Annotated in this window: 16 protein-coding genes and 2 pseudogenes; 9 read left to right on the top strand and 9 right to left on the bottom strand. The window is 61.8% G+C overall.

Annotated features, from left to right (window positions below):
- The first annotated feature begins 69 nt into the window (after positions 1–69).
- Positions 70–1,512: an amino acid permease gene (locus XALGPE39_RS14640; protein ID WP_045728807.1), complete on the top strand. Its 1,443-nt coding sequence runs from the start codon at positions 70–72 to the stop codon at positions 1,510–1,512.
- Positions 1,513–1,546: 34 nt separating this feature from the next.
- Here XALGPE39_RS14640 and XALGPE39_RS14635 read toward each other — a convergent pair whose 3' ends face one another.
- The 5 genes from XALGPE39_RS14635 to XALGPE39_RS14615 form a co-directional block, all read right to left on the bottom strand.
- A complete protein-coding gene (locus XALGPE39_RS14635) occupies positions 1,547–3,073 on the bottom strand; it encodes a tryptophan halogenase family protein (RefSeq protein ID WP_200893928.1) in 1,527 nt (508 codons plus the stop codon).
- Between the two features lie 45 nt (positions 3,074–3,118).
- Positions 3,119–4,153 carry a cupin-like domain-containing protein gene (locus XALGPE39_RS14630; protein ID WP_045728805.1) on the bottom strand — a complete coding sequence of 345 codons (1,035 nt, stop codon included), beginning with the start codon at positions 4,151–4,153 and terminating at the stop codon, positions 3,119–3,121.
- Positions 4,150–4,899: a SapC family protein gene (locus XALGPE39_RS14625; RefSeq protein WP_045728804.1), complete on the bottom strand. Its 750-nt coding sequence runs from the start codon at positions 4,897–4,899 to the stop codon at positions 4,150–4,152. The genes XALGPE39_RS14630 and XALGPE39_RS14625 overlap by 4 nt, the downstream gene beginning before the upstream one ends.
- A gap of 37 nt (positions 4,900–4,936) precedes the next feature.
- A complete protein-coding gene (locus XALGPE39_RS14620) occupies positions 4,937–8,095 on the bottom strand; it encodes a TonB-dependent receptor (RefSeq protein WP_045728803.1) in 3,159 nt (1,052 codons plus the stop codon).
- Positions 8,096–8,672: 577 nt separating this feature from the next.
- Positions 8,673–9,854, bottom strand: a complete 1,182-nt coding sequence (locus XALGPE39_RS14615) for a class I SAM-dependent rRNA methyltransferase (protein ID WP_045728802.1) — start codon at positions 9,852–9,854, stop codon at positions 8,673–8,675.
- A 258-nt stretch (positions 9,855–10,112) separates the two neighbouring features.
- On the opposite strand from XALGPE39_RS14615, the gene XALGPE39_RS14610 reads away from it, so the two are divergent.
- The gene (locus XALGPE39_RS14610; RefSeq protein WP_045728801.1) at positions 10,113–11,066 is read left to right on the top strand and encodes a TerC family protein; all 954 of its coding nucleotides are present in this window, start codon (positions 10,113–10,115) and stop codon (positions 11,064–11,066) included.
- 54 nt (positions 11,067–11,120) lie between these two features.
- Positions 11,121–12,128 carry a TIGR00266 family protein gene (locus XALGPE39_RS14605; RefSeq protein WP_045728800.1) on the top strand — a complete coding sequence of 336 codons (1,008 nt, stop codon included), beginning with the start codon at positions 11,121–11,123 and terminating at the stop codon, positions 12,126–12,128.
- A 49-nt stretch (positions 12,129–12,177) separates the two neighbouring features.
- On the opposite strand, the gene XALGPE39_RS14600 is transcribed toward XALGPE39_RS14605, so the two are convergent.
- Complete coding sequence (locus XALGPE39_RS14600) at positions 12,178–13,500, bottom strand: amidohydrolase (RefSeq protein ID WP_045728799.1); 1,323 nt, start codon at positions 13,498–13,500, stop codon at positions 12,178–12,180.
- Between the two features lie 272 nt (positions 13,501–13,772).
- On the opposite strand from XALGPE39_RS14600, the gene XALGPE39_RS14595 reads away from it, so the two are divergent.
- The 4 genes from XALGPE39_RS14595 (at position 13,773) to XALGPE39_RS16260 (ending at position 17,116) form a co-directional block, all read left to right on the top strand.
- Complete coding sequence (locus tag XALGPE39_RS14595) at positions 13,773–14,813, top strand: patatin-like phospholipase family protein (protein ID WP_045728798.1); 1,041 nt, start codon at positions 13,773–13,775, stop codon at positions 14,811–14,813.
- Between the two features lie 322 nt (positions 14,814–15,135).
- Positions 15,136–15,477 carry a hypothetical protein gene (locus tag XALGPE39_RS15855; RefSeq protein ID WP_152624924.1) on the top strand — a complete coding sequence of 114 codons (342 nt, stop codon included), beginning with the start codon at positions 15,136–15,138 and terminating at the stop codon, positions 15,475–15,477.
- A 101-nt stretch (positions 15,478–15,578) separates the two neighbouring features.
- Positions 15,579–16,520, top strand: a complete 942-nt coding sequence (locus XALGPE39_RS16530) for a hypothetical protein (protein ID WP_235429831.1) — start codon at positions 15,579–15,581, stop codon at positions 16,518–16,520.
- Positions 16,520–17,116 carry a hypothetical protein gene (locus tag XALGPE39_RS16260; RefSeq protein ID WP_235429830.1) on the top strand — a complete coding sequence of 199 codons (597 nt, stop codon included), beginning with the start codon at positions 16,520–16,522 and terminating at the stop codon, positions 17,114–17,116. The genes XALGPE39_RS16530 and XALGPE39_RS16260 overlap by 1 nt, the downstream gene beginning before the upstream one ends.
- Before the next feature lie 308 nt (positions 17,117–17,424).
- On the opposite strand, the gene XALGPE39_RS14575 is transcribed toward XALGPE39_RS16260, so the two are convergent.
- A complete protein-coding gene (locus XALGPE39_RS14575; protein ID WP_045728797.1) occupies positions 17,425–17,724 on the bottom strand; it encodes a winged helix-turn-helix domain-containing protein in 300 nt (99 codons plus the stop codon).
- 103 nt (positions 17,725–17,827) lie between these two features.
- Here XALGPE39_RS14575 and XALGPE39_RS14570 point away from each other — a divergent pair, with 103 nt between their 5' ends.
- Positions 17,828–19,315, top strand: a complete 1,488-nt coding sequence (locus XALGPE39_RS14570; RefSeq protein WP_045728796.1) for an NADP-dependent isocitrate dehydrogenase — start codon at positions 17,828–17,830, stop codon at positions 19,313–19,315.
- A 221-nt stretch (positions 19,316–19,536) separates the two neighbouring features.
- On the opposite strand, the pseudogene XALGPE39_RS14565 reads toward XALGPE39_RS14570, so the two are convergent.
- Together XALGPE39_RS14565 and XALGPE39_RS14560 are read right to left on the bottom strand one after the other, a co-directional pair.
- A pseudogene (locus XALGPE39_RS14565) lies at positions 19,537–20,037 on the bottom strand (translocation/assembly module TamB domain-containing protein); the annotation flags it as partial.
- Between the two features lie 142 nt (positions 20,038–20,179).
- A complete protein-coding gene (locus tag XALGPE39_RS14560) occupies positions 20,180–20,959 on the bottom strand; it encodes a hypothetical protein (RefSeq protein WP_045728794.1) in 780 nt (259 codons plus the stop codon).
- A gap of 248 nt (positions 20,960–21,207) precedes the next feature.
- Between XALGPE39_RS14560 and XALGPE39_RS14555 the strand changes: the two are divergent.
- Positions 21,208–21,634 (top strand): annotated as a pseudogene (locus XALGPE39_RS14555) (M3 family metallopeptidase); the annotation flags it as partial.
- Positions 21,635–21,720 lie beyond the last annotated feature (86 nt).

Below are 21,720 nucleotides of genomic sequence, written 5' to 3'. Positions count from 1 at the left end.
CATCTGGCATCCTAATACTGCACGGTGTTCGCCGATACTTCCCCCTGTTTCGTCGCTCTCGAGGTCTACATGTCGTTCCTGTTCCGGCGCAAATCATTCGATATGGTCACCGTCCACGAAGCCGGACGCCGACTGGTCCCAACCCTGCGCTGGCCGCATCTGGTGGCACTGGGCATCGGCGCGATTGTCGGTACCGGCATCTACACTTTGATCGGGGTCGGTGCGCAATTGGCTGGGCCGGCAGTGCTGGTGTCGTTCGCGGTGGCCGGTGCGATCTGCGCCTGCGCCGCGTTGGCTTATGCGGAGATGGCCACGCTGATGCCGGCCGCTGGCAGTGCCTACACCTATAGCTACGTTGCGCTCGGCGAGAGCATCGCCTGGGTGGTGGGGTGGAGCCTGATTCTGGAATATTCGCTGGTGGTCAGCACGGTGGCGGTTGGGTGGTCCGGCTATTTCGTCGGCTTCCTGCATTGGGCCAGCGCGCAGTGGGGCGTGGATCTGACCTTGCCGGCTGCGCTCGTCGCCGGGCCGCACGCCGGCGGCATCGTCAACCTGCCGGCGGTACTGATTACCTTTGCGGTGGCTGGCCTGCTGATGGCGGGCACCAAGGAGAGCGCGACGCTCAACGCGGTGCTGGTGACGCTGAAGCTGATTGCCTTGGGCATTTTCGTGGCGGCGGCGCTGCCGGCGTTCAACAGTCACAACCTGCAGCCGTTCATGCCCTATGGTTTTCCCAAAACGGTCGGGGCCGATGGCGTTGCGCATGGGGTGATGGCGGCGGCGGCGATCATTTTCTTCGCCTTCTATGGGTTCGATGCGATCTCCACCGCTGCCGAAGAGACCATAAATCCCAAGCGCGACTTGGCGATTGGCATCGTCGGCTCGATGATCGGCTGCACCCTGATCTACATGCTGGTGGCATTGGCGGCCATCGGTGCCATGCGTTACAGCGTGTTCGGCGCGAGCGCCGAGCCACTGGCGTTGATTTTGCGTGAGCTGGGTCAGGTCAAGGCGGCGGCGGCCATCGGTGTGGTCGCGGTGATCGCGCTGCCGACGGTGTTGCTGGCATTCCTGTACGGGCAGAGCAGGATCTTCTTCGTGATGTCGCGCGATGGCCTGCTGCCGCGCGGCCTGTCCAAGGTCAATCCGCGGACTGGCACGCCAGTGGCGACGACGCTCTTCACCGCCGTGCTGGTTGCGGCGCTGGCCGGGGTGGCGCGGCTGGATGAAATCGCCGCGTTGGCCAATGCCGGCACCCTGGCCGCGTTCATCGCCGTGGCGGCGTGCATGTTGGTGCTGCGCGTGCGCGAACCTGGGCGTGCACGTAGCTTCCGCACGCCGCTGCCGTGGGTAGTCGGGCCGCTGGCGATTGGCGGCTGTGTGTATTTGTTCTGTAGTTTGCCGCAGACCACGCAGGTGTGGTTCATGTGCTGGAATGCGCTCGGCTTGGTCGCCTACCTGCTATATGGCCACCGCAACAGCCAATTGCAGCCCGCGCAGATGCGCTCGTAACCGCGTTGCCCGATGGTGGTGTTCGCTGCGTTGTTCAGGCGTTCGCCAGTGCCGTCGCCGGCGAACGCGCCCACACCTGCGGCGGCGCTTTGCAGTAGTGGGCGATGAACTGCGCTTGCGATGGCATTTGCGCCACGCTGCGTTCGATTGGCGCACGGATCGCGGCGAGGAAGCGTTGCAGTTCCTGCTCCGGTAGTGCGCGCGCCAGTGGATGATGCGCGTTAGGCATGACGCCTTGGCCGAGCAGCACGTAGGCCCACGAATCTCCACGGAACAGTTCATCGGCACCCTGCCAGACGTGCGCGCGTGTGCGCCAGGCGTCCAGGCGCTGCTGCAACGACGCTGGCAATGGCATCTGCCGGCAGGCGCGCCACATCGGTTCCTCGCGCCGGGTCGCGTGGTAATGCAGGATCACGAAATCGCGCACGTGCTCCATCTCGGCGCGGCTGGCCGCGTTGTACAGCGTCTCCAGCGACGGAGCGATGCCGTCGCTGGGAAACAGCGCCAGCAGACGCATCACCGCCGTGATGGTCAGATGGATGCTGGTGGATTCCAATGGTTCGATGAAGCCGCTGGCCAGGCCCAGCGCGATCACGTTCTTGTTCCAGGTCTTGTGCCGGCGACCTGTGCGGAACGGCACCAGTGATGGTTCTTTCAATGTCGGTGCGGCGACGTCGCGCAGTAACTGCGCACGCGCCGCGTCGTCGGACAGGTGTGCGCTGGAATACACCAGTCCGCAACCGACGCGATGCTGTAGCGGAATCTGCCAACGCCAACCAGCGCCATGGGCGATGGTGCGGGTATACGGCACCGGTGGTGCCACGGCCTCGGTCTGCACCGCGACCGCGCGATCGCAGGGCAACCAGTGGCTCCAGTCTTCGTAGCCGCTGTGCAGGGTTTGCTCGATCAGCAGACCGCGAAAGCCGGTGCAGTCGATGAACAGATCGCCGTCGATCACTTGCCCGTCTTCCAGTTGCAACGCGGTGATCGCACCGTTCTGCGGATGCTGCCGCACCTGGCAGATCTTGCCTTCCACGCGGCGTAGCCCATTTTGCTCGGCGTGTGCGCGCAACAGCCGCGCATACAGGCCGGCATCGAGGTGATAGGCGTAATTGAGCGGCGATGACGCTTCGCGTGCGAAGCGATCCGCGCGTGCCGCCACGCTTTCCAGGCAGTAATCGCCCAGTTCCGAATGCAGGCCACGCCGCTGCGCCTCCAGCCAGAAGTGGTGGAAGGCGCAGACCAGCGTGCTCTGCCCGGTGATCCCGAACGGGTGCATGTAGCGCTCGCCCGCTTGCCCCCAGTGCTCGAAGGAAATCGATAACTTGAAGGTGCCGGCGACCGCACGCAGGAATTGCTGCTCGTCGATCTGTAAGAAGCGGTGGAACTGACGCAGCGGCGGCAGCGTGGCTTCGCCGACGCCGATGGTGCCGATCTGTTCGGATTCGATCAGGGTGATGTCGAGCATGTCGCGAAACTGATGCGCCAGCGCACAGCCGGCGATCCACCCCGCAGTGCCGCCGCCGGCGATCACCACCTTGCGTATCTGGGTCATTGCGATTTCTCTTCCGTCATCGTGATGTGCGCTGACCAGGGACGTTGGATGTCAGCGGTTGAGCCGGGACAGCAACATGGCGCGCAATTGCCGCCCCTGCACCTCGTCGATCGGCCCAAGCACCTGCCGTGCCTGCGCCGGCAGATGCGCGCCGGCCCGCTCGGCCGCGCCGAACACGTAGTAATCGAACAACGCACGCCAGGCCGCCTTCTCCGTCGGTGGCCGGTCGCGCAGCGCCCATAGCGCATGCTGCAACGCCGGCATCGGTGCCGGCAACTGCGCCGGTGCTTGGCTCCACCAGTAGTTCACGAGCACGTTGAACGACGCCAATGCTTGCACATGGTGCCACCACAGTGCTGGCAGGAACAGCGCATCGCCAGGTTCCAGCACTGCACTGCGGGCATGGGTCAAAGCCTCGCGAAAACGCGGGTAACGAACGAAATCCGGCGCGGCGAAGTCGACCACGCTGATCGCCTGACCACCGGGATTGAGTTCCAGCGGCCCCGGGTACAGGTTCTCGATCTGCTCCGGGGGAAACACCGTGAAACGGCGCCGTCCAACAGCGCAGCAGGCCAGATTGTGCGGCACGTCGTAGTGGCAACTGGCAGTGATCCGGTTGCCGATCCAGATGTTCGGTTGCGCGACGATGCCATGCGCGGCGAAGTCCACCGCGTTGCTGGCGCACAGCCCCGGCAAGTGCGCGTCCATCGGCAGTGAGGCCAGGTAATAGGCCGGTGGCTGCGCCGCGTCCAGATGCGTGGCGATGGCCTCCAGCAATCCATGCAGGTCCTCGTGCCTGACCTGGAAGTTCAACGCGGTGAAGTCAGCGTTGTAGAACGGTCGGCCACAAATTTCTGGACCGCCATAGGAATACGCCAGCACCTGCGGGGTGGCATGCGCGCGCAGCAACGCCATCGCCGCATGCGCCCCGTGCAGACCTGCCTGGACTAAGCTCCAGTCACGCGTCAGACCGCGCAGCACCACGGGTTCGCCGGCATCGCACAACGCTTGTAGCGGCAGTGCGTCGGCGCGGCAATCGGTACGTTCGGCAATCGGTGTCAGCATGCGCTGCGGCAACGCGTTCATCCTGCGGCCATGGCGCTGCCTTGCTGCAAGCGACGCTGTTTCTCGGCCATCAGCCAGCGCATGGCCTGCAGCGATGCCAGGATCAGGTAGGCGCCTTCCAGATAGCCGGCGCGATGCAGGCCGTGCAATGCGGCGGCATCCAGCGCGGCCAGGCGTTCGCGGTCGATGCCATACAAGCCGGCCAGATTCACCGCGTGTGCGCTGTCCAGTTGGACGTCGATGCGTAGCGGCTGGATCAGGCCCAGTGCATCGAAGGCGGCGAACATCGCATCGCTGCCTTCCACGCCATCGTGGATGCCACGCAGCACGCTGACGATGTGCTCCAGGTAGGCACTGTGTCCGCCCTGCGGCAGAAAGATCGATTCGCCTTCGCTGCGGCTGATTCGCGGATGTTCCAGATCGACATGGATCACCGGTTCGCGTCGCGCGATGCCGTCTTCGCGCCGTTCTTGAAAGCCGATCAGGAACGGACCCTTGGCGATGGCTCCGGGCAGGTACGCCGCGTTCCAGCGCTCGTCTTGCAGGAACAGATTTTCCTGTGCTTCGAAGCCCAGCAGCGCTACCGCGTGGAAACCACTGCCGCTGGCATTTTTACGCAGGAAAATTGGATATTCGCGTTGCAGGTCGGCGAACTCGGTCGGAAATGCCTGCACCATCCCGATGGCGTCGCCGAACGCGGCGCCAAAGCGCAGGATCACGCGCAGATCCTGATGGGTCACATTGTTGAGCAGTTCGAATCGGGCCATCGATGTTCTAGCTTGGCGTTAACCCTGCCGGTGTCGCTCAAAAGGTATAACGGACACCCACCGTGTAGCGCGGGCTTTGGTCGATGAGCTTGATGATCTGCTTTTGCGAACGCCCATGCCAGCGGACATCCTCGCTGGTGAGGTTGATTCCTTCAAAGCCGATCGACAGCTTGTCGGTGATCGCGTAACTCACGCTCAGGTCCAGTTGCTTGTACGGTTCGACGTAATACGGGTTGCGGTTGGAGCCGTCCTGGTTGGCGGCGATCAGGTACTTGTCGCGCCAGTTCCAGGCCAGGCGCGCGGTCCAGCCGTGTTTTTCGTACATCAGCATGGCATTGGCGGTGTTGCTGAGGCCGAGCAATGCGAATTGGTCGCGGTCCAGCACGGTATTGTTGAAGCCGACATCGCCCTTGACGATGGTGTAGTTGGCATAGACGCCGAAGCCGGTGTCGCCGAAGAAGTACTGCCCGCCCAGTTCCCAACCGTGGATATGCGCCTTGTTCTGGTTGACCGGGCGTGAGACATCGAATTCGTACAATGGATCGTTGGCCTGGCCGACCAGGTCGTAGGCGTTCTCCAGCGCCAGGCTTTGCGCCGAACTGCCGTTGTAGGCGGCTAATCCGCCTGTCTTCGCCGCATTGCGCAACAACGCCACGGTGGAGAAGAGCGAGGTGTCATTGGCCGAACACGCCGAAGTGGCGTCGCCACCGGCGGCGGCGACCTGCGCTGCACAGGCACCGCTGCGCAGGAACGCCAGCGCAGTCTGCGCGTCCGGGCCGGAGGTGGGATCGCGCAGCCCGTACAAGTTTTCGCGGTTGACGCTGGTGCCGATGAAGTTGGACACGCGCTTGTCCCAGAACGTCATCGAGACATAGCTGGTATCGGCGAAATACCACTCCAGCGCCAAGTCCACGTTGTTGGATTTCAACGGGTCCAGGCTGGGGTTTTGCGCGCTGCCGGCGGCACGCGTGGAGGGATTGATGAGGACCGAGCCGCTCGGAGTGCCAGGCGTCGGCCCAGGCACCAGGTTGTTGTATGGCGCACGCGCGATGCTTTGGCCGAACGAAGCGCGGCCCTTCAGCGCATCGGTGAAGTTGATGCTGAAGTCCAGATTCGGCAGCACGTAGCTGTAGCTGTGCTTCTCGCTGAAGGGTTGCACGTCGCTGGAACGCAGCAACTGGAAATCGTTGTTGGATTGCCACTCCAGCGCCACCGGCGTGGCGACCATGGCTGTGGCGACGACATCGGTTTTTTCGTAACGCACGCCGACGCGGGTATTGGTGCTCATGTTGCCGAGATGGCCGTCCAATTCCACTTGCATGTACGCGGCACGGGTTTTCTCGGTGACCTGATTGTCGGTGCTGAAGTGGTTGTTGTAGCGCGTACCCACACCGTAGGCATTGGCGCCCCACTGCGCCAATTGGTCGGCGTTGCCGCGCCAGGCGCTGGAGGCAATGCCGGCGGTATTGAAATCGTTGAACAGGCCGGTGATGCTCACCGGCTGCAACAGCGCCACCATGCCGGGTTCGTTGCCGGCATTGGACACGCTCCAATCGCCCAAGCCGGCGTAACTGTCGCTGATGCGCCGATGCGTGGTGGTCTTGGCGTCGTCCACGCCGAACTGGAAACGGCCGTTGTCGAAATCCCACTGACCATCGACGCGTCCTTCCTTCACCTCGGTCACTTGGCTCTGGTAATAGATACGCAGCACTTGCGAGCCCAGTTCGGCGGGCGTGAACGGCTGGTTGACCACCCCGTTGGTGCCGGCCAGCGAATCGGCCGCGCTCGGATACCACGTGCGGGTCCCGATCGGCAGGCCGTTGTTGAAGCGCAGTTCCTGCGCCCATTGCCCACCGCATTGCGGGCCGTTGCTGCAGTTGTTGGTGCCGGCGAAGCTGAAGTAGGTGGCGCTGCCGCCGGTGAGTGGGTCGTTGGGCAGGCTCTGGCTTTTGGAGTCGTGCGCATCGAAGGTCAAGCGCAGGCGGTCGGCGGCCTGCCAATCGGCGTTGAAACCAAGTGAGCCCAGTTTGTATTTCTGCATGCTGCGCTCTTGTTCCATGCCGAAGTCCTTTGCACCGTCGGGCACATCGCGCAGATACACCGGGGTGGCCACCGCCTGACCGGTGTCGAAGGTCAAATCGGTGAAGCTGTTGGCACGCTGCAGCCACATGCCCTGTTCGCCGCGGTTCTCGGTGATCTTGTTGGTCGAGTAGGTGTAGTCCAGGGTCAGGGTCAGGCTATCGGTCGGTGCGAACTGCAGCACGGCCTGGCCGTTGAGGCGTTCGCGCTCGAAATCGGCGAAGGCATAGCGCACGTCGTTGGGCATGCCGTAGAGCTGGCCGATCTGCGGGGCGTTCTGTACGTTCGCGCCCGGCCGCAGCGCCGGTTCGTTGCCAGTCCAGCGCTGGATGTTCCAGGCGTTCTCGGTCGACTGCACCGAGCCGCCGCGTCGCTTCTGGTAACTGCCGCTCAGGCCGATTCCCCAGGTCTTGTCCGGGTTGGTGTAGCTGAAGATGCCGGACAACTCCGGGGTGAGCTTGTGGGTGAACGGCTGTGAAGTGTCGTAGGCCGCCTTGACGCCGGCGCTGGCGACGGTGCCCTGATGATTGAATGGCCGGTCGGTGAGGATATTGATGGTGGCGCCGATACCGCCGCTCGGCGCGTTGGCGCGGCTGGTCTTGTAGACCTCCAGGCCGCTGATCGCTTCGGAAGCCAGTTGGGCGAAGTTGAACGCGCGGGTGCCGCCATCCACACCACCGATCGGCGCTGCGCCGGGCGCGCCGAACGCATCGGCACCGGGAATCTGACGTCCGTTGAGGGTCACGGTATTGAACTGTGGCCCGAAACCACGCGCAGTGACCTGGGCACCTTCGCCATCGCGGCGTTCGATCGAGATGCCGGTGATGCGCTGCAACGATTCGGCCAGGTTGGTATCGGGAAACTTGCCGATGTCCTCGGCGCTGATCGCATCGACCACGCCGACGTTGTCGCGCTTGATCCCCATCGACTGATTCAGACTGTTGCGCATGCCGGTGACGCTGACCGTGTCGAGCGTGGTGGCATTGGCGGGCGGGGTGGTTGTTTCTGCGGCCGGTGTCTGCGCGGCCTGCTGCGCGAATGCCGGATTGATCACCAGCACACCGCCGATGAAGGTGAACATGGCGCTGGAGCGGAACTTCTTCAACGGCTGACGCATTTGAATGTCCTCGGTGCTGGAGTCGAACGAGCAAGGCCAAGTGCGGCGATGGCCCGTATCGCGGCTGTCACTGGTACGCGACGCGCATTGCCCGACATGCCTGCGTGTGCATCCCCTTACTGTCCATTGCTGGATGGCGCCTTCCCCCGAAGCGCAGCGTGCGCATCACGCGCACGCTTGCAACACGAACGCCACGCGAGCCGTCCGTTCCTGCCGATCACAACGTACCGCTCGGCGCACAGCCGAAAGTGATAGCGCTATCAAAGGATGCGGCAAACTTAATCTTTCATCTCGATGCTTGTCACACTGCGCCGCAACAAAGCACGCAATGACATCCGATAGCTGTGATACAAGCCACGTTGTAAGCGTTATCAGGTGTTGGGCACGGTGATTCCACGTGTGCGCCCTGGCAATCGAATGCGCGACTACCTCGGCCTGGATTGCTGCCGCCGGTATGGCGCGGGGTGTCGATTCGGCGCGCATCGGCGCGCGCTGCTCTGGCTGGAAATGCCAGCCATCTTCTGCGGTGAGCGACACACTTGGTGTCGCCGCTCACCGATCAGACCGACCCATTGGATCAGTCCAGCACCCGGCAGAACACCGCCTTGAGGTAGCGCGATTCCTGCACGTGCGCCATGAACGGATGGTCGGCGCCAGCGCCGGCGACCTTCAGGATCTGTATGGTACGCCCGGAGAAATACGCGGCGCGGCGCAGCATGTCCAAGAACTCGTGCTCGGCGACTAGCCCGGTGCAAGAGAACGTGGCAAACAATCCGCCTGGGGCGACCACACCCAGAGCCAGCTTATTCATGTCCAGATATTTCTTCAGCGCCGGGATCACCTGGTCGCGGTCGCGGGTCATCTTGGCCGGGTCCAGGATCACCACGTCGTATTGGTCGCCGCGTGCGGCGGCGTCGCGCAGGTAAGGGAAGATGTCGGCCTGCACGAACTTGGGACGCACCTCGTTGAGCCGCGCATTGCCCTTGGCGATTTCGATCACATCCTGGTCGATGTCCACGCCGACCACCTCGGCCGCCCCGCGTACCTGCGCGTACACCGCGAAACCGCCAGTGTTGCAGCACAGATCGAGCACGCGCTTGCCTTGCACCTGCTGGCTCAGCCACTGGCGGTTCTCGCGCTGGTCGGCAAAGAAGCCGGTCTTGTGCGCGCCGGCCGGATCGGCACGGAAGCGCACGCCGTACTCGCTGATGATCGCCGGCTCCGGGCGCTCGCCGCTGCTGGAGACGGGGCGGTAATCGAAGCTCTCCTGCTTCTGCACATGCTCCTCGGCGAAGCTATAAAACCGCGCGCCAGGAAACTGCGCGCGCAGCGCGGCATAGATCCACTCGCGGTGGCGGAACATGCCGGCGCTGAAGAACTCCACCACGAGCAGATCGCCATAGCGGTCCACCACCAGCCCGGACAAGCCGTCGCCCTCGGCGTGCACCACTCGCCAGGCGTCGCTGACCGCGTCGAGCTTGAGTACCTCGCGGCGCAGCGCCACCGCGCCGGCGATCTTGCGCGCGAACCAGTGTTCGTCGATGGCGATGTCCGGATCGGTTTCGAGAATGCGCACGGCGATGCGCGAATGTCCATTGTAGAAACCGCGACCGATCCACACGCCGTCCACCCCGACTACGTCCACCAGCGCCCCCGGCTTGGGTTTGGCGGCGGGTTTTTCGACCAGTTTCTGGAAGATCCACGGATGACTGGAACGCCAGGCGTTCTTGAGGCGGACAATAGGCAGAGACGTATTCATGAACGATATTGTAGCCGCCCGGATTGACCTCGTTGGCTGGCTGCGGCAAGAATGCAGGCAGAAGGGGAGTAGCTCCCAACGTTGTCGCCGTCAATTCGAGCCTGCGGGCTCCGGTGCAACGGCAGCCGGATCGCCGGCTGCGAGCGAGACCTTCGCCGCTGCGGCGAAGGCATTCCCTGGACGACATCGTCGTCTCCGTCCGGAACGCTGACGCCATCACGGCCCCGAGTTTCCCTGTTCACTGACGGAAAATTCCCAATGCAAACGATAGGCAACGTGTGGTTGTGGAGCGGTTTCGCGACCGTGGTGGTCGTGGCGCTGCTGGTGGACCTGGTGCTGATGCGCCACGGTGGCCCGCACAAGGTCACGTTCAAGGAGGCGTTATGGTGGAGTCTGGGCTGGATCGCCCTGGCCATGGCGTTCAATGCCGGACTGTGGTGGTACCTGCGCGAGACGATCGACCCGACCACCGGCAATAGCCGTGCGCTGGAGTTTCTGACCGGCTATCTGGTTGAAAAATCGCTGGCGGTCGACAACATTTTCGTGTTCCTGATGCTCATGGGCTACTTCGCGGTGCCGGAGGAACAGCGTCAGCGCGTGTTGGTCATCGGCGTGCTCGGCGCGATCGTACTGCGCGTGGCGATGATCTTCGCCGGCTCGGTCTTGCTGAGCAAATTCCACTGGTTGCTGTACGTGTTCGGTGCGTTCTTGCTGCTGACCGGCATCAAGATGTGGTATTCGGCGGGCAAGCAACCAGACCTAGAAGCCAACCCGGTGCTGCGCTTCATGCGCAAACACCTGCGTCTGACCACGCAGTACCACGGTAACGCGCTGAGTCTGACCCAGGAAGGCAAGCGCTGGTTCACCCCGTTGTTCGCGGTGCTGATCCTGATCGCCATCACCGATGTGATCTTCGCGGTGGACAGCATCCCGGCGATCTTTGCGATCACCACCGACCCGTTCATCGTGCTGACCTCCAACGTGTTCGCGGTGTTGGGCCTGCGCGCGATGTTCTTTCTGCTGGCCGGCATGGCCGAGCGCTTCCACCTGCTGCCTTATGGTCTGGCAATCGTATTGGTGTTTATCGGCATCAAGATGTTGATCATCGACCTGTACAAGATTCCGGTATGGGTGTCGCTGAGCGCGGTAGTGGGGGTGATGAGTGCCACCGTGGTGCTGAGTCTGCTGCGTCCGCCCAAGTTGGCGCATTGAGTCTGTCAGCCGCAGGCTAGACTGGGTGCCGACTTCCGCCAAGGACTTGCAGACATGCCTCAGTGGTACTTTTTGACCGGCAGCGAACAGGCTCGCTCCGGGCCGTTCGACACCGCCGCTGCCATCGCGTTCGCGCGCAATCACCCCAACGCCCTGGCCTGGTGCCAGGGCCAGAGCAATTGGCAGCCGGTGGAGCGGATCGACGCCCTGCGCGACAGCGGCACCAGCGGCATGCCGCCGGAGTTGCCACCGCTGCCTGGCGGCGGATCCGATGCCATCGACTACCGCATCGTCGGCCACGAGATGCAGTTCGTGGAGATCGAACTGGACCCCGGCGAAAGCGCGGTGGCCGAAGCCGGCGCGCTGATGTTCAAGGACACCGCCGTGCAGATGGATACCGTGTTCGGCGATGGCTCCGCCAACCAAGGCGGGCTGATGGGCAAATTGCTCTCGGCAGGCAAACGCCTGGTGACGGGCGCGACCCTGTTCACCACCGTGTTCACCCACCAGGGTCACGGCAAGGCCAAGGTCGCCTTCGCCGCGCCGTATCCCGGCACGGTGTTGGCGATGAAGCTGGATCAGCACGGCGGTTGCTTGATTTGCCAAAAGGACAGCTTCCTGGCTGGTGCGCGCGGGGTGTCGCTGGGGATCCACTTTCAACGCAAGATCATGACCGGCCTGTTCGGCGGCGAAGGCTTCGTCATGCAGAAGCTGGAGGGCGATGGTTGGGTGTTCGTGCATGCCGGTGGTTGCGTGGTCGAACGCGAATTGGCCGCTGGCGAGCGCGTGGAAGTGGATACCGGCTGCGTGGTCGCTTTCCATGCCACGGTGGACATGGACGTGCGTGCGGTCAGCGGGATCAAGAGCATGCTCTTCGGCGGCGAAGGCATGTTCCTCGCCACGCTGACCGGTCCCGGCAAGGTCTGGCTGCAATCGCTACCGTTCTCGCGCTTGGCCGCGCGCATGTTCGCCGCCGCGCCGCAGGGCGGCAGGCAGAGCCGCGACGAAGGCTCGGTGCTGGGCAACTTCGGCCGCATCCTGGACGGTGACAATAACTTTTGAAGTGCCATCCGCGCGCGGCGCCCTGGCTAAGCGCCAGCCGCCGCGACGCTCAGGGTGCTGGCGGCATCGCGTTCATGACCGCCAGCGTCATCGCTTCCACGCCCGTGCGGATGCTCGGCTGTGGGACTGGCGCGAAATCCGGCGAATGGTTGATCGGAATGCGCTCGCCTTTTTGCTTGGCCTGTTGCAGCCACTGTGGGTCGAGCCCACCGATCCCGAAATAAAACGACGGCACGCCGGCGGCGATGAAGGCCGAGTAATCTTCGCTGGCCGCGCTCGGTTCGCTCTGGTGCTCGGCATTGCTTCCGAACGCCTGCGCGAACACCGCGCCGGTGCGCTCGGCGAGCGCCGCATCGTTAATCACCGCCTTGGAACCGTGCTCACCCAGCGCGATCTGTGGCACGGGTGCGCCGGCCATCTGGGCGCTGGCCAGCGCGGTGCGGCGCACGCCGTCGAGCAACTTGTCGCGGACCTGCGGATCGTCACTGCGAATGGTGCCGCGTAGTTGCGCGCGGTCGGGGATGATGTTGCCTGTAGTGCCCGCGTTGAACGTGCCGATGCTGACCACGCCGAATGCGGCCGGATCTTTTTCGCGGCTGATGACGCTCTGCACGTCGACCACGAAGCGCGCGGCGATGAGAATCGGGTCGATCGTCGCCGCCGGCATCGCCGCGTGCCCGCCCTTGCCTTCGAACACCACCTCAAGCGAGTCGGAGTTGGAAGTCACCGCGCCGGGTTTGTAGTAGACGTGACCATACGGACTCGGGCCGACATGCAGCGCGAAGCCATAGTCCGGTTTGCCGAACCGGGCGAAAAGGCCGTCGTCGAGCATCGCCTGCGCGCCGCGACCCTTCTCCTCCGCCGGCTGTGCGATGAACATCAGCGTGCCGTGCCACTGCGTGCGCAGTTGCAGCAATGCCGTGGCCGTGCCGACCCAGATCGCCATGTGGATGTCGTGGCCGCAACTGTGTGCCACGTAGGTGTCCCGATCCTTGGACTGCAAATGTACGGTGCTGGCGTATGCCAGGCCGGTGGTTTCGCGCATCGGCAGCGCATCCAGTTCGGTGCGCACCATGACCGTCGGTCCGGGACCGTTGCGATAGATCGCCACCAATCCGGTCTTGCCGACACCCTCGTTGACTTGAAAGCCTAGCGCGCGCATCTGCTTGGCAAGCCGTTGCGCGGTCGTGGTTTCCTCGAAGCCGAGCTCGGGATGCTGGTGCACGCTTTTGTATAGAGCCTCAAGCTGCGGATAATGCTGTTCGAGCACACCGTCCACCTGCTGCTTCACCGCCACCGCATCCAGCGCGTGACAAGGAAACGCGGCGCACAGCAGGAGCATCGACAGGGACCGCAATCGCGTGCGCGTCATGGCTGGCGATCCACGGATCGCGACGCGGTATCAGCACAAGCTGTCTGTTGTATCGAAGGCATGGCGGCACGATACCAATCCAAGCGTAGGCGAACAACGAACTTCATAGCGCGCAGCGTGTGCGGCAACGCGCAGTTCGGCCCATTGAACGATTTGCCATGGCATCCATCGCCGCTGTTGTCGTCGGCCCACCCAGTGGCTTACCGGCGGGCAAGGTGATGGCGTGTATGCTGCGCCGCTCATCCACATGACACCTCAGTGCGACCCCCGCCATGACCACCTTTCGTCGCTTGCGCTTTCTGCTGTCTCTGTCGTTGGTCTGTGTGCTCGGTGCCTGCGGTGGCGAGCCCAAGCCCGCCGCGCCAGCGCCGGTGGTCCACGATCTTGCACCGGCACCGACAACCAAACCGTTGCGGATTGGGATTGCGCTTGGCGGTGGCGCAGCCAAGGGGTTCGCCCACATTGGCGTCATCAAAATGCTGCAGGCCAACGGCTTGGAACCTGCGGTGGTCTCCGGCACCAGTGCCGGCAGTGTGGTCGGCGCGTTGTACGCCAGTGGCATGGACGCGTTTGAGCTACAACAGGCGGCAGAGGCGCTGGAAAAAAGCAGTATCCGCGATATGCACCTGTTCTCCGGTGGACTGGTGCAGGGCCAGGCGCTGCAGGATTACATCAACACGCAACTCAAGAACACCCCAATCGAGAAACTTGCACGACCATTCGCAGTGGTGGCCACGCGCCTGGAAGACGGCGAGCGCACGGTGTTCGTGCGCGGCAATGCCGGCCAGGCAGTGCGTGCCTCCAGCAGCTTTCCTGGCGTGTTCGAGCCGGTGGCTATCGGCAAGTACCACTATGTCGATGGCGGGGTGGTCAGCCCGGTGCCGGTGGATGCCGCGCGCCAGCTCGGTGCCGACGTGGTGATTGCCGTGGATATCTCCAGCAAAGCCAGCGGCAAGAATCCGAGCGGCATGCTCGGCATCGTCAACCAATCGATTGCGATCATGGGCCAGCGCCTGGGCCAGCAGGAACTGGCGCGTGCGGACATCGTCATCCGACCCAATGTCAACGAGATCGGCGCGACCGATTTCGCCCAGCGCAACGCCGCGATTTTGGAAGGCGAGAAAGCTACGTTGGCGGCGATGCCACAGATCAAGGCCATGCTGGCGCAATTGCAGCAACAACGCGCCGCTGCGGCTGAGGCGGCAGCCACTGCGGCGAAGGCCGCGCAAACGCTGCCCACGCCGCTGTGCCCGCCGCGCTCGCGCCTGGGTCGCCTGTTTGGCAGCGATGCGCCTTGCAAGCCTCAGGACTGAGTTGCGTCTGGCAGTAGTCGGTGCGGCCAATGTGCTTGATCGGATCGCGCTGCACCATGGACACCAGTCTATTGGTTCGCACCTGCTTTCTATGATGGCCCTGTACCGGCACTGTGGAAATTGGAAAGGGGCCGGTTCAATGATTAGGCTAGACTGCATTTCAAGACAGTGTAATTAGGAAGCCCCCATGGCAATGACTCGTCATCATCGGGCATGCGACACTGCTCGTCAGAGGGATGCTTGGCGTGGAGCTGTTCCGCGCCTTTTCCGCGCCAGCCTGCTTTTTTTAGTCTCCATCTCAGCTGCGACAGGATGCACTGCCATGAGCAATGCGGACACATCGACCGAACCATTTCGAGATCAGCAATCCACGACAGAAGCCAAGGCCCAGATCGGACACTGGATCGTTCCCGAGATGAGGCTTGCTGATGCCATGCTCGCCCTTGCTGCGCGAGGCTTCTCTTGTAAGCCTGCTGAGCCAGTGTCGGGAAAATTCCAATCCTCGGTTCTGTGCTTGCGCTCGACACCGGCATCTCCACCACCGGACCAGCGCATCACGGCTCCAGCCACGCCGATCCATTGGTTCGTCACACTCAATTCCAAGGATGGCGCATTGGTCACCGACGTTGAGGTGGCACGCACACCCAGAGAAATTGGGGGCTAGCCATGCCAGGAGAGGAAGCAAAAATTATCGTGGGGACAAGTCCGACTGCCGCTGACCGACGGCACGCATATCTCATCTTCCAACGATCCGATGGTAGCCAGATGGTCGTGCGCGCTGGTCCGGATGTGGCCATAGAAGGTAGCCCGCTACCCGAATTCCTAGAAAGTACGCTGCTCGGCTCCAACAAATTTGGCAACATCCGTGTTGATGCCGCGCCCTATGTCCCGCCATACGACGCCGTGTACCAGAGGCAACCCGATGGCTCCATTCGCCCAATACCGGTCGATCAAGCCAAGCCCGACGACCCAGCCTTGTTTCGAGATGCGCAAGGAAACGTCGTTGTGCAACGCGAAGTGGCGCCAGATTGGCCGCTCAATGGAGAAAAGCACGAACACCTGGTCGTGTGGCAAGGAACCGATCAGGAACTTGAGCGGAAGCTGCATTCGGCGCTTGCTGCAGGAAAGCAGATCAACGATGCAAAGCTTGAATATTCACCGCTGTACAACAATAGTAACGGTGTCGCCAGCACGCTATTGAAGGCCGCCGATGTCACCCCGTCACTGCCGCTAGGCAAAGACGGTAAAAAAGTAGATGCGCCTGATTTTGGCGAGAACTTGTATCAAGACGTTGGGCTTGCTTCCAGCCGCAGTGGCTATTGGTTCGACGGTAAGCAGTGGTACGACGCTGACGACCGCAAGATCAAGCCTCCGCAATCCGGCGAGCCGACCGTCCCGCTTGATCCAAACGACAAGAGAAAATCGCAATCGGGTTCGTTGCATAGCAGCCTCGATCATCCACAGCAAGAGGGACAACACGAAAGGCAAGCTTTCGCTACGGGCGACCACGATCTTGATCGACTGGCTGCCGCGTTGTTCGCTGACGATGATGCGGAGATTTCGCGTGTCTGCGGACAAATCGAACAGTCACCTCACGTCCAGGCCCACGCGCAATTGGGACGAGATCTGGTTGCGGCACAGCAACCAGAAGAACTTCAGCAGCAAGAAATGGCTAGGCAGATTCAAGGTCCCATCATGAAAATGTGATGGCCCATCGCATCGTCATTGGAACGCACATGTCCAGCGAGCAAGAACTCCCCAGCCTACTGGCATCGCTTCAAAGCACGCTCAAGCTGCAATCGGCGTTGATAGCCAAGTTCGAGCAACGTGAGGCAAGGATGCAGGCCAACTTCGATCAACAAATGCACGCATTGCAAGGCGATCTGGCGCAGTTACATCGCCGTGTGGATAGCATTGTGGTTGGAGCCAGCTCTCAGATTACCAAGCAAGCCAAGGACGCGATTGCGCCGGTTGCGGCGCGATATGACCTCGCCGTATCGGCCACCTCTGCGCAGTTGCAAAAAGCCAACAAGACCGTGTGGCTTTGGTTTGTGGCCGCAGGTGTGATCCTGCTGCTCGTTCTTCTCGTCGGTTGCGCTGTATTAGGTTATTACCGCCGCGAACTTTCGGCTGCCAGGGAAGAACTCCAGCGCTACGAAAACGCTATCCCTATCCTCCAAGCCTATTCCGCATCCGATGCGGTTATTTGCGGTGGCCGGATATGCGCCGATATCGATGCCAATGGGCAGCGCACGGGGGACAAGCACCAGTATCGGCAGGCCAAGCCGCGCCCCGTGCAATGAGGGTTGATGTGCGGATGCGGACAGATTCACTTCTCTACCACCGGTTCCTGCACAGCGCATGTGGTGAATGGAGTGGCACAGATGGAGTGACACAGGCCGTATCCAGGGTTTGCATCCTGACAGTGGCTAACAAAACGTCGCCAGTGGCTGTCGGGTGAGCGTTGGCGGTTGTGGAGGGCAATCCAATCGCCGATCACGCGCAGGGCATACACCTGACTTTCGAAGCGATGCCGGTGATGCACGGCTCCTCAAGGGGACGGATCACCCGTTCCAGCATGCCGTTGCGATGCGGGCAGTGCGTGGGGGCGCTACTCAGCATCGGGTGGACGTCGCTCCACCACCACGTCGATCAGATCGCCGATGCGGCAATGCGCTTCCAACGGGTGCCTGAGCGGCACCCCGCGCACGATGCTGTAGGTGTTTTGGCGTCCGTCGCGCTGGCGCTGCAGCACCCCGGCCGCTTCGAGTTCAGCCACGATGCGCTGGACGGCCCGCTCGGTAATGCCGACCTTGGTCGCGACTTCCCGCAATGTCTGCTGCGGGTCTGCAGCTAGACAAAAGAGCACATGGCTGTGGTTGCTGAAGAAGGTCCAGCCGCTGGAGTCCATACCGTTCGTCCCGGGTACACTATGATCAAAGCCTAGTCTATTGACGCGAACCATGTAACGCGATCTATAATGCACGACACACATGTCGTGTATAGGAGATCGTATGTCAGCACTGCTCAATCCAGCCGCCGTTCACCTGCCCGCCCGGACCATTGCCGTGGCCGAAGGAGACGGCATCGGCCCGGAAATCACCCGTGCGGTGCTGAAGATCCTGACGGCAGCAGACCCAGGGCTGTCGTTCACGCCACTCACCGTCGGGCTTGAGGCGTACCGGGCAGGGCATGCGGCAGGCTTTGATCGCAGCGTCATCGACGCGGTCACCGAGCACGGCGTGCTGCTCAAGGGGCCGATCACCACGCCTCAGGGCGGCGGCTACAAGAGCGTGAATGTCTCGCTGCGAAAGACCTTCGGTCTGTACGCGAACCTGCGCCCCTGCGTGGCCTACCATCCCTTCGTCGCCACGCATCATCCGGGCATGGATGTGGTCATCGTGCGCGAGAACGAGGAAGACACCTACGCCGGCATTGAACACCAGCAGACCGACGAAGTCGTGCAGTGCCTGAAGCTGGTGTCCCGCCCGGGCTGCGAGCGGATCGTGCGCTATGCCTTCGAGTATGCGCGCGCGCATGGTCGCCGCAAGGTCACCTGCATGACCAAAGACAACATCATGAAGTTGACCGACGGCCTGTTCCATCGCGTATTCGATGAGATCGCGAAGGAATATCCAGAGATCGCCAATGACCACATGATTATCGATATCGGAACGGCGAAGATGGCGGTGGATCCGCGTCGCTTCGACGTGGTGGTCACACCCAACCTCTACGGCGATATTCTTTCGGATGTCGCGGCTGAGGTGGCGGGATCCATTGGCCTGGCTCCTTCGTCCAATATCGGCCGCCAGTGCGCGATGTTCGAAGCAGTCCACGGCTCGGCGCCGGATATTGCCGGGCGCGATCTTGCCAACCCATCCGGGCTGCTGCTCAGCGCAGTGATGATGCTGGTCCATCTGCAACGTCCGGCAGCGGCCACCGCGATCCACAATGCCTGGTTGCGCACGCTCGAAGAGGGGCTGCACACCGCCGACATTTTCGGTTCGCACAGTCAACGGCAAGTCGGCACGCAGGAATTTGCCGACGCGGTCATCGCGCGTCTTGGCCAAAAGCCACAGCAAATCCCCTCCGTCGATTACCCAGAGCAACCCACAGCGTCAGCCGCTGCTCCGGTCATTGAATCGGCACGTGCGAAGGTCGCCAAAACCCTGGAAGGCATGGATGTCTTCGTGCATTGGGATCATCCAGGACGCGATGCCGACACGCTGGGCAACCAATTGCAGGCACTGGCCGGTCCGGAGCTTCGGTTGGCCCTGATTACCAATCGTGGGGTGAAGGTGTACCCGAGCGGCTTGCAACAGACCACGCGGACCGATCATTGGCGCTGCCGGTTCCTGGCTGCGGACGGAACCACGCTGAAGCCTGCCCACCTGTGTTCGCTGCTGCTGCGTCTGTCCGAGGCGGGCTTTGAAACCGTCAAGACCGAGAACCTCTACGCATTCGACGGCGTCAGGGGTTACTCGCAGGCGCAAGGCGAGTAAGCGCATCGCCCAGCGCTTGCATCCGCTTCGATCGACGCTGGCCGCTCGGCGGCGGCGTTGACGCATTACGGCAAGGACGCCGTAATGGGGGCACGTTTGGGAAAGTCATGGACTGCTATCTCGTCCATGTCGGGTGGAGACGCTAGATTTCAGTGATCCACCCAGAGTTATCTAGACACGCCGTTGCCTATCTATCATTCGATGTATTCGTAAGCGCAGAGCTACCGCTCCTTCCGCCAATTCAGCGAGCCACGTTTCTCCACTGTGGTCGATTCCACTTCTGCATCGAAGCCGTGGCCCAGCAGATATTTCAGTGTCAGTACCGAGCCACTGCCGATTAACGACACGCCATAACTCACATAAAGTTTCGGCGAGAGATATTTGCCGAATCCGACCACCGAACCGCCGAGCGCACGCGACTGGCTGACACCCGCGTCGTCGAAGCCGAGTCTGCCGCCGAGCTGCGAGGCGAGCAGGCCGCTACCGGCCGACAACGCACTCGCGGTGGCGGTCACTTGGTTGGCTTCGTCGCTGCTGGTGTTGCTGAGGCTGCGGCCCAGCACCAAATAAGACATCGCTTCGGATTGCGACATCGATGGGTCCGACCACACCTGCGCACGCGGCGCGGTGGCGCGGCCGGTCACGTCGATCCCGGCGGTGACGTCGGCCACTTGGCGTTCGGCGCGAATATTGATGCGTGGGTCCGACACGATGTTGTTGCTCTAGGCCAACAAGCAGAAGCACCGTGCCGTAGGACTTTGGCTCCATCGATGCAGCGAGCGCCTGATGGCGAAACATCCCGCGGGAACTCTTCTCCGCTCTACCAGGCGCATCTTGATCCATGATCTGTCTCTTCCCTATCAACTACCTACTCGCGGCAGAGTTCCCCGGTAAACTCTGGATGACATCGCCCTTGTCATTGATGAAGTCCAACGATGCCTTGCCGTTAGGCTCGACGGACATGATGATTCTGGGCTTTCCCGCATCGTCCGCGAGGATGACGGCGGACGACTTTCCATACGTGCGCCCAACAAAGAGCCTCTGGGTCTGCTGACCGCCTGCCTCCTTCCATTGCTTCAACAGCGCATCCTTCTCCACACCTTTCGGGGCAGCCAAGTATTTCTCATACAACCCCTTGTATTGCCGAGAGAGACCGCGATCAAATATGGAAAGACCCGTCTCCATGGACCCACCATTCTCGTAATGATGCAGGGCCAACTGCTGATCTCCGCCATACCGATCCATGGAGAAATGCACGCCGCCATTTGGCTTGCCGTCCTTATCGATATAGCCGTCATAGATCAGCCCGCCGACCTCGTCGCCTACGCCATTGTAGAACAACATCCCGGGCATCTTCTTGCCGCGATCGCTTTTCTCGATCTTTCCGTCCAACACAATATCCGGCAGAAATCCGCGTGCCGCCAAGACCATGGATCTCGATCCATCGTCGTTGACGATATTGATGCGATTGACATCGATTTCGGAGAAGACCTGCCTGCGAACCGGACTACGCGCGCCCATCATCATAAAAATGAAAGGCAGCGCCAGCGCCAGCGCCAAGAACGCCTTCAGAATCCGATTTTGCGTGCGCAGCTTGGCGACGACATCTGCCACGCCGCGACCTTCACTTTTCTTGTCTACCATGGAGACACTCCTAGTTTGTCGTCAGTATTTCATCCAGCATAAGCACTTCATTCTTCTTTTCATAAGTCAGGCGATTCAGATAAAAAATAATGCCCGCACCTCGACTCGCCAGCGAGCAACTTATCTTCGGCGAGTTCCTGCAAGGAAAGCATATCCCAGAATCCTTTTCTATCTTGAAAAGATTCAAACTGCGGGTAGACCGCCGTTGCCAAGCGCCGGTCGCTATCATCCTATAGGAATTGCGCGGCATCCAGAAGGTGATCGATGCGCAAAAGGGCGGCTTCAAGCTCACCGCCGCCGACTGGGATTTCTACGCCGAGGTGCGCAAGGCCAAGTACGATATCGACGAAGCGCAGATCAAGCCGTACTTCGAACTGGACAACGTGTTAAAGAACGGCGTGTTCTACGCCGCCACCGAGCTGTACGGCATCACCTTCAAGGAACGCACCGACATCCCGACCTACCACGACGGCATGAAGGTCTACGAGGTGTTTGACCAGGACGGCAAACCGATGGCGTTGTTCTACACCGACTACTTCAAGCGTGATAGCAAGTCCGGCGGCAGCGCTGCTTGACTTGGCTTGGCACACGCTACCGGCGGATGCGTCGTTGCAGGGCGTAGACAAGTTCGGAGCCGACGCGCTGAAGAAATACAAAGTGGATTTGGCGGTGGTGTATGCGCGCTGTCAGCGGTGGGTCAGATTTAAATCAGCGCTGACACAATTTATAACCTATGTAAAAAATTTCTCAAGATGATGCGA

It is taken from the genome of Xanthomonas sp. GPE 39 (assembly GCF_000963005.1).
Lineage (GTDB): Bacteria > Pseudomonadota > Gammaproteobacteria > Xanthomonadales > Xanthomonadaceae > Xanthomonas_A.
This window is presented reverse-complemented; position numbering and strand designations above follow the sequence as displayed.